This window comes from Flavitalea sp. (assembly GCF_035489435.1).
Lineage (GTDB): Bacteria > Bacteroidota > Bacteroidia > Chitinophagales > Chitinophagaceae > DATHKG01.
The window spans coordinates 23,267-38,862 of the sequence record NZ_DATHKG010000131.1 but is presented as its reverse complement, the minus strand read 5'-3'; the positions used below and the strand labels follow the sequence as shown (position 1 = coordinate 38,862).

Genomic DNA, 15,596 nt, shown 5'->3' with positions numbered 1-15,596 from the left:
CTAACAAAGCTGATCAGGGCAAAAAAGCCGATCGGAGACAAGAACCACTCCCAGCATGAGCAAAGGTATTAACCACGGGACACAGCCGCAAAAAGGCACAATCCCGCTCCCAACGGTGCGAAGAAGCGACCAAAAACTGTTACATCAAGAATGCTGTCATGAAATACAACGCAAATGGAATTATTTTTCAACAACTTTTAAAAAGTGATTTGCCACTTTGATGCCCTGTTCCCGTCCATTAACTATCGCATCAATAAAATGTATTCCTCCATAAAACCGCGACATTCCTGCTTCATCTGCTGCCTGGTTAAACGAAGAAAATTTTCTTGATGGCAAACCAAATTTCACCTCAACAGTATCCGTATACTCAAATTGATCACCAAGGTATTTTGTGAGCACCACTGCCGCTGCAGCAGAGATTGTTGAATGCCCGCTGGGATATTCAGGAAATGGTGGAGTCTGTAACAGTGGTTTCCATGTGGGATCCTTATACTTGCGTATTGCAGTTTCCGGCCTTATACGGTTGCTTCTGAATTTCTCATCCCAGCAGGCAAGGAAACCATCCATCAACACAAGAGATACATAAGTATGTATCCTCAACGATTCGTTGAAAGTTTTGTTTGCTTTTTTACATGCTATCCCGGTAATGCCGAGCCAATGAGCACCCGGGGAAATCTTTTTGAGACCAACCTGCATATGGCCTCCATCCTGCAAAGCAAATGGATTGCAATCCCAATAGGCAGCAATGAGGAGACTGTCTGCCGGAAACGCTTTTCCGGCATTATAATTTAACAGCAACTGAAGGTAGAAAGCCGAATTTGTTTTCTTTGAAAATGGCACAGGAGGTTCGGGTTTAAACTGGCTGCTACTGTCGAAAGTAAAGGAGCGGATAGTATGAAAATATGGTTCAACCGCTGGCATAAAAGCTGGTGGGGTCGGATACCACGAGCCCTCTCCTTCAACAGGTGTATATCTTGCAAAATTTGAAATCTTGTTGTAACCATCTGATTTGGCGTATTGCAACATTTTTTTACTCACGGCAGAGGCATATCGCAAAGACGCTTCTATTTCACCATCTGTATAACCAAGCTCAATACAGGAAGCCAGGAGTTGATCCCGGTATTTTTCCAGCAATTTTCCTGAAGGTTGCATTTTTGAGGCAGTACCTATCATAGACAGCAGCGCAGCCAGCCTGTAATCATATCCTTCAATTGAGTCGGGTGCCGACAGAACAGGATAATCGTTTAACTTTCCGGCCAGGCGTCGATAACTACTATCATGTTGAGACAAAATCTCGTAACCTGACAGGAAAGTATAACCGAAAAAACGTGCTGCCAGTGGTGGGCTGGTTACATCGTGCAACATGAGGTCGCTCATCTCACCTACAAAATTCCCTATATCCTGGTTTGTGAGCCTGTCTGCCTGACCGGTCCTGCCAGAACATGCAATCAAAAATGATATGGCACAAAAAACGACAAAAGTCAATATATAAAATCGGGCACTCTTCATGTTTCTCAGTTACGATTGCTTCTCAGTTACGATTGCTTCTCAGTTACTATCGCTTCTCAGTTACTATTGCTTCTCGGTTATGATTGTTTATGGGTTACGATTGCTTCTCGGTTACGATTGTTTATCTGTTACGATTGTAGGCCACTATTTTATGATTTACACCAAACAGCACCTTGTTATTAAAAATCAACATGCTCCGGGTATCGCCTCTTAAGTTAAAACCGGAAGCAGTCTGAACCATTGGTAAAAAATTTCCTTTACCGTCACCAGTCAACAGCAAACCATAGTTCGCGTCAGACTTTCCAAGCCTGAGCCTGGGTTTATTGATATTACCTCCAAGGATAATGTCTTTGAACCCATCTTTATTGTAGTCTGTAATGCCAATGGCATAAACCGGGGCGAGCTGAGCTGCCAACGGTAAAGGTTTGAACATAAACTTACCGGAGCCTGTACGCATAAAAATTCCGGTTTCAAATATGTTTGCGGTAAGATGCTCTGCGCCTTTTAATTGTTCTTCGTCGAATATATCAGTAAGGGTTGTATTTGCATAACCCTTATAATCGGTGAACTTCGTCCGCATGATACTTAGCTGGTCAAGCAGTTCGTCGCGGGTAAGATAAGGATAAGATTTCCCCTGTATATAACAGCACAGTATTGGATCAACGGCCCCGTTATCATCAAAGTCTTTATAATACATTTCCACGGGTTGTTTTTCATTTGCCTTGATCTGCGAGTTAAGCCCATAGTTTCCCGCTATCAATTCAGGTATACCATCATTATTAAGATCTGCAGTATCAAGTTTGTTCCACCAACCCTGGTAATTTTTGTCCACGTAATCTGTAGTGCGGTTTACCAGTTTGCCATTTTCATTAATAAATATGGTCAGCGGCAGCCATTCTCCTACGAGCACGAGATCATTTTGCTTATCGCTATTAATATCCATAAAAACAGCATCGGTTATCATTCCCAGTTTTTGAAGTGAACCTGGTACCGATTCAATTTCGTTGCGGAACTTGCCTTTTCCATCATTGATCAGAAGATAACTTTCAGGCTTTTCAGGGTAACGGCCCGGAATCACCCGCCCGCCAACAAACAGATCCAAAAATCCATCACCATTCAGATCTGATGAGGCTACGCATCCTTTACTGCTTGTCATCACCGGCAAAGCATCGGGGCTTTTTACAAATATTCCTTTGCCATTATTGAGATACAACCTGTCCTGCAGCAACACATCTCCGGGTGTATAGTTATGATAGCCACCGGCTGCGACATATAGATCCAGGTGATCATCACCGTTAGCATCAAAAAATACAGCATCTGCATCTTCACTGTTTTTATCTTCCTCAAATGCCGGTTGAGCCGATTGTGAAAACGCACCATTTGACTGCTGCAGGAATATAGAAGCAGGATTGCCACTTCCTCCACCGGCAAAAACATCATCGAGCCCATCACCATTGATATCCGCCTTTACCAGGCATGGTCCATTGGATGAAAGGGGATTTGCCATCAGGGGCTGACGCTTGAAATCATTAATATCTTTAACAGGGGTTTTATATATATCAACAAAATTAGCCGGGCTAAAAAATGCAGGCGGAAATACAGGCTGCCGGTATTTCTGACTAGCAGTTGCCTGTTTCAAATTCAACAATTGGTTAACTTTTATATTTTTAACCAGTTCCGTACTTCCCCCCGGCCATACAACACGCAATGAGTCAACTATCTCCTCACTACCAAGGCCAAAATGAAGTATCGCTGAAACTACAGACTGGTAACCACGGTTAGGCGATTGCTCAAGGAACTGTGTTTTACCTTTTGAGTATATCGAAACCTTTGCTCCCAGTCCCTGGGTATTAGCTCCATCGCCTGCTAATTGAATTTTCAGGTAATTGGTATTCCTATTTTTCGATGTTCTGTTTTCATACACAAAGGCAGGTTTGTTTATATTATTAACAACCAGGTCAAGGTCACCATCATTATCAAGATCGGCATAGGCGGCACCATTGCTGTTGGCAGTACTATCAAAACCCCAGGCCGCACCTTTGTTTTGAAACCGGAGTTGTCCTTCGTTCCGGAACATATAGTTTGCTAAAGATGAAGAAGGGATTTGTTGAACAAGGTTCAGGATGTCCTGGCGCATGAGATTACGGTTCTTCAGATAATCACCCATGTACTTCATAAAGTCCATGTTCGTGAAATCGCGTGTAAAGCCATTCGTCACAAACAGGTCTTTCCATCCGTCGTTGTCAAAGTCAGCAAACAGAGGTGCCCAACTCCAATCAGTATTTGAGATACCTGAAAATTGTGCAGTCTCACTAAAGGTTCCATTGCCGTTGTTTACATGCAGCATATTCCGCATATATTGATAATACAAACCGGCTTTAAGTCCCAGGTTGAACTTTTCATAATTATCAGGAGCGAATAATAATTTTTGTCTTTCGTTTGATTCAGGCAACATATCCAGGGTAAAAATGTCGGGCAATCCATCATTGTTGATGTCCGAAATGTTATTACCCATTGAAAAGTGAGAGGTTTGGCCCAGGCTTTGTTGAAGTTGGTTGATAAAGCCACCCTTCTTGTTATTAATATACAGATAATCGGGTGCTGAATAATCGTTGGAAATGTACAGATCGGGCCAGCCATCACCATTAATATCCGAAACTGCCGCGCCAAGGCCATAGGTTAGTTCCGAGCTGTTTAGGCCAGCCTTATTGGTAACGTCAACAAATTTGTTTTTGTTATTTTGCATAAGCCGCACGCCGATGGCAGGATTATTCCGTTTGATTAGATCTGCCGTACCTGCTTCGTCAAGAATGGGAATAGCATTAGGGTTATGATTAAGTATAAATAAATCAAGGTCCGCATCAAGATCATAATCAAAAAACACTGCCTGTGTAGTATATCCTGTATCGATGATTCCATAGGCGGCAGCTGATTCAACAAACTTCGGTATACCGTTTTCAGCTCCCTGGTTAATGAATAGTTGTTTCAAACGGTTCGTACCCCTTACCTTCCCGGAATAAGATAAAAATATGTCCGGTTTTTTATCGCCGTTTACATCAGCTATGGTTACCCCGGTTTTCCAGGGGCCGCTGCGACCGACTGCCCCGGTAAGGTCAGTAACATCTTCAAATTTCAGGTTTCCGCGATTGAGATATAATTTATTGGAAGACATATTTGAACTGAAATAAATGTCCTCCAGACCATCTTCATTAAGGTCGCCAATTGCTACTCCACCACCATTATAAAAATATTCGTACATCAACACATTGGTATTGACGCCTTCAGTAAGTGTATTTTCAAAGTTGATATTTGTATAGGTTGATGACAATAACCTAAAGAGCTTATCATCATCAGCTATTTCCGCGTTTTCATCGTCATGCTGATTGCTATTACTGTCGGTATTGCATCCCTGGATTAACAAAAACAAAGTCATCACCACAAAATATTTAGGAATTGCTATGAATTGCCGGGGGCAAACCTTTTTAACGCTTTTTATTAAATAGAACCAAATCATGCTAAACGGGATCAACGAATTGAAATTTAATTTTTAACTACAAATATTTACCGGTCACTTTGCAATATATTAGGCGACTTTGCAATAATAATAAAGCCATCTTGAAAATATCCTGTACAATAGCAATTACAAGGATTGGCCAAAATAAAAAATCTGTGCCTGCATAAAGCATAAGCACAGATTTTTTTTGAAAGAAAAACTATTATTCATATCCGGGGTTCTGAACGATTTTTGGATTTCGGAGTCCTTCATCACGAGCGATTGGGAGGAAATACATTTTATCTAACCAGTTCCGGTTTTCAAGTGAGTTATCTACTGCTGGAGTATAAGTATAGTCGTACTTCGTTGGGTCCTTACGATAGGTCGCTGCAGCTGTTTGCCCGGCTTTCAGGGTTCCTCTAACAAGGATATAAACATTCTTCCGGCCAAGCGTTGTTGGCGCGATCATCCAACGACGCGCGTCATGCCAGCGATGTTCTTCATAGGCCAGTTCAATGCGCCGCTCATTCCTGTATCGCTGGCGCAAGGCATCACCTGATTCGGTAAAGCCTGGCAGGCCAGCGCGGAACCTGATCTTGTTGAGCCAGGTACGCGCTTCTGCATCCTCTCCCAACTCAATACAAGCTTCTGCATAGTTAAGGACCATTTCAGTATAGCGAAAAAATGGCCATGGAACATCCTGGCGATCTTTATTATCATTCAGAGCAGGGTTAGGATCAATGAATTTACGAATATAATATCCTGTCCATGATCCGTTCCAGTTCTCGACCGGACCCTGGCGGGTGTCGAGTCCATAGATAGTGGTACCACCTGAACCCTGGTAATGTCCGGTCTGAATTTCGTTAGCCGGATCAGAACTACCTCTTGGTTTCCACTTCGCACCATCGTAAAGGATATGTGCATAGAAACGCGGTTCCCTGCCTTTATACGGCTCAGCCTGGTGAGTTGGATTGCTCCAGCTGAACTTGGTACCATCCATCATTTCATAATCATCAACAAGCTGTTGAATCGGCGAGTTACCAGCCCAGTTGTTGTAGCCGTTCGGACCGTTGTTTAGACCATGCTGACGTGCTGCTTCGCCTTTTGCCGGGATAAAATACCTTCCAAACAGAATCTCTGATTTAGCGGTTGCATCAACACCGGGGGCCTTACTTCCGCCGCCCATTGCTATTGAAATATAGTTCCTTGTAGCAGTAGAAGTATCTTCAGGTACTCCCAGGTTCAACTTATAACCTGTTGTTGCATCAAGCACCGCCTTGGCCGCGTTTTTTGCAAGAGTCCACCGGGCAAGCCTGTTGCCTGATGGATAACCGATGATGTCTGCCTTTGCAAACGAATTGATAACAGTTGATTTGGATTTTGCAGTCGGCACATCGTGCAAGTCACTGGCAGCATATAATAGCACCCTGGCTTTCAGTGCGCGTGCGGCAGTGACCGAAGCCCTTCCTTCCTGCATGGACTTTCCGTTAAGCATGAGCACGGCAGAATCGCAGTACTTAACTATGTTATTTACATTTGCTTCCCAGGTACCTCTTTCAGCAGAATAATCTTCGTCAAGCCCATACACCTGTGTTATAATTGGACCGCCACCATAATACCTCAGCAGCTGGTGGTTGTAATACGCATAAAGAAACATTGCTTCTCCGCGCAACCTGTCACGAAGCGTGGCATCAAAAGGACTCGAAGGAAGGTTAGTCATCGCAATCAATGAAGCCCGGATCCGCGTATACATCTGGTTCCATTGATAGTTTCCATTTCCCCAGCCAAGGTTGGAGGGGTTCAGTATGCCTTCATTCACTATATTGAATCCGCGGCCCGCATGTGTGAAAATTGCTTCGTCAGAAAAAGAAGCAAGCATTTCTTCATGAAAACCACCAAGTCCAAGACCCGCGTAAATTCCATTTACGAAAGCTTCGGCAAGAGGACCGTCTTTCCAGGCCAGTACATCCGAAACCTGGCCGGGCGGTTCAAGATTTAAAAAATCCTTCTTACATGAATATGACAGGGTGACGGCCACCATGCATAATATAATCGATCTATATATTTTGTTCATTTTCAGTTGTTTAAAAAGTTACACGAGCACCCACACTAAGAATCCTAGCCTGTGGATAATACTGACCATTGTTGCTGGTGGCTTCCGGATCCCAGATTTTCATCTGATCCCATGTAATCAGGTTTAGACCATTCACATAAATCCGGGCGTTTTGCAGGCCAACCTTGCTTCCTATTGCTGCAGGCAAATTATAACCCAGCTCTACGTTTTTGAGCCTTACATAATCGCTCTTCCTGAAATAGTAAGTATTCGAGCCATATCCTCCGCCGGTGTAGTAAGTACCGCCACGGTTTGCAATCCGGGGATGCTCACTGCTTGGATTCTCAACTGTCCACCTATTTTTATAAGTATACTCGAGATAGTTTCCGATATCACCCGATTCGGTATTGATATACAGACGGCCACCTGCAGCACCCTGGAACAATATCGAAAGATCAAAGTTTTTCCAACCAAGGTTGATATTCAAACCACCGGTGAATATTGGATCACGATTCCAATCCTGGCTAACACGGTCATCGGCATTGATCTTCTTATCATTGTTCATGTCCTTGAACTTCATGTCGCCGGGAATCAGTTTTGATGTGGCAGCTGAATAGTCGATCGTATTGGCATCTATATCTTTTTGGTCACGGAATACGCCGTCAGACTCATAAACCAGGAAGTTTACTCCGCTTGTTCCAAAACCTCTGCCTACAGCTTTCTGGTATTCAGGGATGCCTTTTGTATCTGGCCAGGCCAATATGCGATTCTTCGCATACCCACCATTCGCACTTACTGTGTACCTGAAATCACCAATCATGTCGCTGTAACCTACTTTAAATTCCCATCCCTTGTTGTCGAGTTTGCCGAGCGGAACAGGTGGCAGCTTGTCAGCGATGCCGGAACTGTTAGGTACCGCTGCTTCATTACGGACGAGGATCTTGTCCCGTTTGTTATAGAAAAATTCAAATTCAAAATTCAACTTGTTATTAAGCGCAGACCCTTCCAGACCCAGGTTCAGATTGTTGGCTATTTCCCATGAAAAATCAGGATTTGGTACAATCCTTTCATTGAGCGTCCTGGTCAGGCTATTGTTCAGGATATAAGTGTCAAAAGTATAGGTACCGAGATAAGCAAATTCCTGCAACTGATCACCGAAGTATACCTGGTCATTACCCATTTGGCCATAGGAGGCACGTATCTTCAGGTTATTAATGAACTTAACGTTCTGTGCAAAAAAGTTTTCCTCAGAAATATTCCAGCCCGCGAGTAAACCTGGGAAGAAACCAAATCTGTTTGATTCATGGAACATGTAGGAACCATCATATCTCCAGAGGAACTCGAAAAGGTATTTTTCTTTGTAGTTATAGTTGACACGACCGAAATAACTCAGCCTTGCTCTTGTAAAAGCAGAACCGCCAATGGTCTGCTCGTCTGCACCACCCACATTAATCTGATCAATTTCGGGAGTCAAAAAGTATCTTCTGAACACATTAAAACCGTCGCCCTCGTTTGTTTCTTTTTGAACACCGGCAAGAAGCCCAATGGTGTGATCACTGAATTTCCTGTCGTAGTTCAACATACCAATAAGGTTTACGTTGAGGCTATTTTCACTGTATTGGTTAAGACGGGGATCAGGAAATGTTGACCTCACGCGACCTTCCAGTTTTGGCGTTACGCCGTCGGCTTCAAATGTTTTTTTATCCCAGAAATACAAGGTCCAGGGAGTTGCCCATCTTTTACGATTCAAGTTGTACTTATCAAAGGCGGCAGTTCCAGTGATTTTCAGACCTTCAACCCCTGGAATCAGGATTTCAATTTTCCCGTTAGTTTGAATATAGGTTCTTTTATCGCGGTCGTAGCCGGTTGCCCCAGTGGTTATCACAACCGGGTTTTCTCCATTTTCAATATCTGGTCCAGGTCGTCCGTCTGGCCAGACTGCTGTTTCCGAGGGTTTACCGCGCATCTGCATACGGAAAATATCAGTGGCAGGCTCTGTTGGGAACTCCCGGTTTTCTTCACGTGCAAGGATACCCACACCAATATTGATATATTTATTGACTTTCGCGTCGATATTCAGACGGACATCATATTGTTTATAACCGGTTGCCGAATTTTTATAATATCCATCCTGGTTCTGATAGCCTACGGAACCCAGGTATTTAACGGCATCTGTTCCCCCACTTACCTGCATATTGTGTCTGACCTGTGGTGACCATGTTTTGTTTGTAGCGTCAAACCAGTCGGTATTTGGATGTGTTAATGGAGATGATCCATCGCGGAACTTTGCAAAATCGTCCGGACGAAATGTAGCAAAAAATGTTCGTGGCGTTGCTCCGGGAACAGTATACTGACCTGTGCTTTCCAATGCCTGCCATCCGGCTGCCCATTGCTCAGGATTTTGTTGGAGCTCTTTATACAGCACCAGTTCATTTGACATTTCTGCATACTGCAGGTTGTCGGCCATTTTAGGAATTCTGGATGGTTGTGACCAGCCATGATTGAAATCATAAAGAAGGTTTGGTTTACCATTCTTACCTCTTTTTGTGGTAATAAGGATAACGCCATTGGCGGCCCTGGCTCCATATATCGCCGCAGAAGCATCTTTCAGAACTGACATACTCTCTACATCGGCCGGGTTGATCCGGTCAAGTCCACCCGCACGATCTGGTATACCATCGATAACTATAAGGGCACTCGAGTTACCAAACGTGTTGGTACCACGCACTCTAATGGTAGACCCGTCAAAGCCAGGTTCGCCACCTGCCTGTATTGCGGTAACACCGGGAAGACGACCCGCGAGTGAGTTTGAAAGGTTAACCGTAGGTGACTTCTGAAGTTCCGAACCCTTCACGGTTGCAACAGCACCGGTAACTGTAACCTTTTTTTGCGTACCATAACCAACTACGACCACATCTGTGAGGTTAGAGCTTGTAGTTGTGAGTCTAACGGTGATCTCAGTCCGATCTGCCAGTGCAACTTCCTGCGACTGGTAACCCACTACAGAAATTACCAGTACAGCCTTTGGATTGTTAATTGCTAATGAAAAGTTTCCATTCTGATCCGTTGTAGTACCGTTGGCAGTACCCTTCACCACGATACTCGCGTTGACAACGGCTGAATCTTTGTCATCAACCACTTTTCCTGCTACTCGTGCATTCGACTGGCTGAAGACAGTGCCGGAATAACACAGGAGCATGACGAACAGGCTGAGACAAGTGTGTTGAAATAATCGGGTTTTGAACATATGGCTTTGATTTATTTGCAGGTGGAAAATAAAATGGAAGTACCGGGTATACGGACAGCATATGTCAATCAGCATCGGATGCGGATTGCCAATGACAAATCATCAGGAGTATTAATTACTCTTGACCTTTGGTATTATTTCAATAATATAGGGGGCTGTAAATGAATCGGAAGAATGTCTTTCGACAAAACAAACATTTTTCATACAAGCAGTTTTATAGTTTAAGTCAATCGTGAACCGTTACTATATACTAATAACCATGGCTTAGGTTACAATCGTTCTGGCATCTAATCTATCGTGAAATGCAATTCAACATCATTGTCATATCAATGATCATTATCACAAAAGCAAGTTAAAGGAATCTTTTTTAATTATTAATGTATTTTTAACATTTATTTTTCTCATGCCGTTTTTGCTGGCAAAGATCATGTCAGCAACCTGTAGTATCAACTTTCATCAATGGCCATGGAAAGCAGGCCCGCGCTACATCTTATCCAATCTTCCTGATCTTCAAACTTCGAAAGGAAACTTCATTTCCATGATCCTGGAGCAGGAGATGACCCTTTGCTGCCTGGCCAAAATTCGGGATGTTCTTGTACTTGCTTTTCGCAACCAGCGCTTTGTATTGTTCAGAACCACGGGTATAACTTACTACCTTAAATCCGTTCAGCCAATGTTCAACCCGGTTATCGGGATATACTACTATCCTTCCACGGTTCCATTCACCTATCTTCTTTTTTGAGGCGGGGATCTCTGTTCTTGGAATCAGATCATATAATGATGAAATGGTACGGTTACCATTTTCTCCCATTTTTGCATCGGGATGTTTTGCATCGTCCAATACCTGGTATTCAAGGCCAATGGCCGAACCGGTATTTTGTTCAGACTCAGTTACAAAATATTTTACACCGCTGTTTGCGCCTTCGGTCAACCGGAATTCAAACTCAAAATCAAAGCTGCTATACTCATCTTCAGTCACTATATCACCACCATTGGTCGATTCGGCTCCGTTTGATTGCAAAACCTGGATAGTACCTTCTTTTATCTGCCAGCCTTTTTCAGGAAATGAAGTTTTCTTTGCTCCTCTCCACCCCTTTGTGTCTTTCCCGTTCCATAATAATGAGTACCCGTTTTTCTTTTCCTGCTCAGAAATGGTGTTGGGAATGAGGTTAACTACTTTAATATTATCCCATGGTGATGGTTTCAGGTTACTGGTTTGAATCCTGATATCCCGCCAGATGATCTGTTTACCGGGATTATCGTTTTTGCTGATCGCATGTACCTGCAGTGCTATAAATCCGGATTTGGTAAGATCATCTATAAGATGTGACACAGGTATACCATTAACCCAGGTCCTGATAACTGAACCAATACATTCCACCCGGTATTTGTTCCAGGCATTGTTCCTGAATGCTTTTTTTGCAGGCAGGTTATAATCGGTGGTACAAAGCCAGCCCCGACGCGCTTCATCATAGATGCCCCCGCTCCATGCACGGGCTGAAGGATCTATTTCTATCTGGTAGCCATGAACGCGGCCGTTCTGATAGTCAGGCTTGCTTAGACTTCTGACCTGTATACCTGAATTCATTGAAGTGTCAACCTTAAATTCAAGTTCAAGAATAAAATCACCATAATCCTTTTCAGTTACCAGGAAAGAGTTGGGTGTATTGGCTACGGTAGTGCCTATAATCTCCCCATCCTTAACTTCATAATTTGCCTTTCCATTTAACTGTTTCCAGCCGGAGAGGTCCTTGCCATTAAATAATTTTTCCCATTTGCCCTGGGCGGAAACGGTAATCGTTGCAACAATAAATAGAAGACTCAGAAAATATTTCATGGAAATTTTATTTTATTGTGGACCCTTTATAACAGTTATGCCTAACCGGCAATGTCTTTGATTGATTTAAGTAAATAGTTCGGATTACTTCACTTTTAGCTGTCCGGCCAGCCAGTTGTTCATCATCAATGTTTGTTCAGGAAAGGTCCAGTGACCGGTTTCCAGTGCGAGATAAAGATCTTTTTTTGCAGGTATCACATTATAAGCAGCATACATAGAGGTTGGTGGACATACATCATCATTGAACCCCCAGGTATACATACCTGGCACCTTTACATTGCGGGCAAAATTCACTACGTCATAGTAGGCAGCTGTTTCGATCTTATCTTTTTTATTATTAAACGCCATATTATATGGAGCAAACAAATGTGGCCATCCTCCTGCCCTGCCATGCAGATAGCCTGTGACATCACAAAGCGCGGGATAATATGCAGCGAGATGTTTTACTCTTTCATCCAGGCCAGCGGTAACCAGTGAAAGTGCACCACCCTGGCTGCCACCTGTTACAGCAAGGCTTTCACCGTCATATTGGGGAAGACTGACAAGAAGATCATTGGCCCTTACACAACCCAGGTAAACACGCTTATAATAATATTTGTCCCTGTCATCCAGGTTGAAGTTCTGGTAACCATTCAGTGAACCGGAAGCCAGGTTTGTATAAACGATTGGGTCCATTATTACCGGGACACCGTGAATGCCAATTTCAAGTGTGATCATGCCACGTTCAGCCATAGCAATGTTTCCAGCATATGGCCTGATTCCGGCTCCCGGAACAGAAAGCAAAGCCGGGTATTTTCCTTCTTTTTTTGGTACACAAAGAATCCCATATACGCGGGAGTTATTAATATTCTGAACACTCACATGGTACACATTCACCTTTTCCGTACAACGTTCAGGTAACAAAGTCATCCGGGTATCCAATGGAATTTTCGAAAGTGCAAGCTTTGCGCTATCCCAGAAACTTTTGAAGTCCGTTGGATTGTTTACAGTTGGTTTGATGGTCAATGGATCAAATCCGGCTGTTGCCCATTTGCGGTATTCCCTGCCATCAACGCGCGCGGTGACAATACAGCGTAAAAAACCAGCCGTCTTCATTGTTCCGGCCTCAATCTTAGTGCTGCCGTTGCTAAGGGTCATGGAGTCCTTTTTAATAGGATCCAGCTTTTCAGGACCATATTCATAAACGATACGGGCATTTTTAACAGGATTGCCAAATTGTAGCACCGTAACTGTGAATGTAACTTTTTCGCCTGCCTTATAGGTCCAGTCACCATGATCAGGCGCAATTACCACTTTAACGAGTTGTTCACCTGGCTGTGCATTGACGGTAAATGCCACCAATAAAAGGAGGCAGGCAATAAATCTTGATCTGAACATAGGTCGAATCTTTAATGTGTTAGTTTAACAAATGGATTTCGTGACATTATTTAACATAGCTATTTGGAGAGCGGATCACTATTCCTTATTATACATTAAATTTACAATCAGAAATGAACCATTGTCTAAAGTGTTTTCTTTAGAAGTTGATTTATTTCAAAATCATAAACTCAATATTAAATCTTCTATACTTCGATGCAAAGAAAAACTTTAAAAATTCATCCTGACGATAATCTTGAAGTTGCTTTAACAGATCTTCAGAAAGGGGCTATAATGAAATGCGGGGATCAGGAAATAACATTGATTGATAGCATCCCTGGCAAACATAAATTTTCACTTAAACATTTTGCACCTGGTGATGAAATCATCATGTTTGGGGTGCTTGTAGGAAAGGCAGTGGTTGATATCCCGGTCGGAAGCCTTATAACGACAAAAAATATCACACATGCTTCTGACTCCTACCGTTTAAGGGAAAGGCGTACTTCCTGGCATGTGCCTGATGTAAGTGACTGGCGCAAAAAAACTTTCCTGGGGCATCACCGGGCAGACGGATCAGTTGGTACAGCAAATTACTGGCTGGTGATACCATTGGTTTTTTGTGAGAATAAAAACGTCGATGTCATGCAGGAAGCATTTTCCAAAGCACTTGGTTATGCCCCGGCAAAGTCGCCTTATGAAGCTTATGTAGAAAAATTAATTGAAAGGCATGGCAGCGGACAAGCTCATGCCCTTGCTTCAGATCAGCAAACTGAAACGCTGTTTGAGGAAGAAGCGCCCCGCCAGCAAAAGATTTTTCCAAATGTTGACGGAATCAAATTTTTGAATCATACACTCGGTTGCGGGGGCACCAGGCAGGATGCGCGGGCACTCTGCGGTCTGCTCGCCGGTTATATTACTCATTCGAATGTTGCAGGAGCTACAGTTCTGAGTCTGGGTTGTCAGAATGCCCAGATAAGTATTCTGCAGGAAGAGATCGCTAAACGTGATCCGTCTTTTTCCAAACCGATGTATATACTTGAACAACAGCAGATCGGAAACGAAAAAAAGATGTTACAACAGGCCATCAGCCAGACTTTTGAAGGCCTGGTGATAGCTAATAAATCGGTTCGTAAGCCAGCTCCCCTGAGCAAATTATGTATCGGTCTTGAATGTGGTGGCTCAGATGGCTTTTCCGGTATCTCGGCAAATCCTGCTATTGGTTATACTTCAGATTTGCTGGTCGCAATGGGCGGTTCGGTAATTCTTTCGGAATTTCCTGAGTTATGTGGGGTTGAACAGGAATTAAGCGACAGATGTATTACACCTGAAATAGCTGAGCGTTTCATGGACCTCATGAATACCTATAATGCAAAAGCAACTGCACTCGGAAGTGGTTTTTATGCAAATCCTTCACCGGGTAATATAAAAGATGGTTTGATAACAGATGCAATTAAAAGTGCCGGCGCTGCAAAAAAAGGCGGGAGTTCACCGGTGGTTGATGTGCTGGATTATCCGGAAAAAGTAAGTAAGCCTGGTCTAACGTTGTTGTGTACCCCGGGGGGAGATATTGAATCTACAACTGCTGAAGTGGGTTCCGGCGCAAACATTGTTTTATTTACAACGGGACTGGGCACACCTACCGGTAACCCTATAGTACCGGTTCTTAAACTATCTACAAACTCTGTGTTGTATAATAAGATGAATGACATCATCGACATAGATACCGGCGATATTATAGCAGGAAAAGAAACAATTGAAGAAGCAGGTTCGCGAATATTGCAATACGTTATAGATGTTGCGAGTGGTGAAATTCCAGTGAAAGCTGTGGCGGCGGGCCACGATGATTTTATACCATGGAAGAGAGGTATATCGTTATAAAAACAGGTATATCGAATTTCAATAGAGATATCGCAAATATCAAAACATTGACTCATGTACAAAAACAGGTATCTAAATAAAAAATAGATACCTAAATAATTATACAGTAATATTTCAATTCTATTTCAAATTATCATTTATATTTCTAATAATAAAGCAGAAACAAAACTGAATAAAAATATCGCTGATCTAAGTTTTCCCAGGCTGTCTTGATTTAAGGATT

The 15,596-nt window shown here is 43.0% G+C and carries 7 protein-coding genes; 1 reads left to right on the top strand and 6 read right to left on the bottom strand.

From position 1 onward, the window contains the following. Positions 1-180: 180 nt before the first annotated feature. The 6 genes from VK664_RS20640 to VK664_RS20615 all read right to left on the bottom strand — a co-directional run bounded on the left by VK664_RS20640 (position 181) and on the right by VK664_RS20615 (position 13,516). Positions 181-1,509 (bottom strand): vanadium-dependent haloperoxidase, encoded by a 1,329-nt coding sequence (locus VK664_RS20640; protein ID WP_461400597.1) that lies wholly within the window; start codon positions 1,507-1,509, stop codon positions 181-183. A gap of 121 nt (positions 1,510-1,630) precedes the next feature. Beyond that, positions 1,631-4,942 (bottom strand): VCBS repeat-containing protein, encoded by a 3,312-nt coding sequence (locus VK664_RS20635; protein WP_461400596.1) that lies wholly within the window; start codon positions 4,940-4,942, stop codon positions 1,631-1,633. Positions 4,943-5,225: 283 nt separating this feature from the next. After that, a complete protein-coding gene (locus tag VK664_RS20630) occupies positions 5,226-7,076 on the bottom strand; it encodes a RagB/SusD family nutrient uptake outer membrane protein (protein ID WP_461400595.1) in 1,851 nt (616 codons plus the stop codon). 10 nt (positions 7,077-7,086) lie between these two features. After that, positions 7,087-10,302, bottom strand: coding sequence for a SusC/RagA family TonB-linked outer membrane protein (locus VK664_RS20625; protein ID WP_461400594.1), 3,216 nt, complete (start codon positions 10,300-10,302; stop codon positions 7,087-7,089). 490 nt (positions 10,303-10,792) lie between these two features. Further along, on the bottom strand, positions 10,793-12,139 hold the full coding sequence (locus VK664_RS20620; protein ID WP_461400593.1) for a 3-keto-disaccharide hydrolase: 1,347 nt from the start codon (positions 12,137-12,139) through the stop codon (positions 10,793-10,795). Between the two features lie 84 nt (positions 12,140-12,223). Further along, complete coding sequence (locus VK664_RS20615) at positions 12,224-13,516, bottom strand: acetylxylan esterase (protein WP_461400592.1); 1,293 nt, start codon at positions 13,514-13,516, stop codon at positions 12,224-12,226. Positions 13,517-13,711: 195 nt separating this feature from the next. On the opposite strand from VK664_RS20615, the gene VK664_RS20610 reads away from it, so the two are divergent. Further along, positions 13,712-15,373 carry a UxaA family hydrolase gene (locus tag VK664_RS20610; RefSeq protein WP_461400591.1) on the top strand — a complete coding sequence of 554 codons (1,662 nt, stop codon included), beginning with the start codon at positions 13,712-13,714 and terminating at the stop codon, positions 15,371-15,373. Positions 15,374-15,596 lie beyond the last annotated feature (223 nt).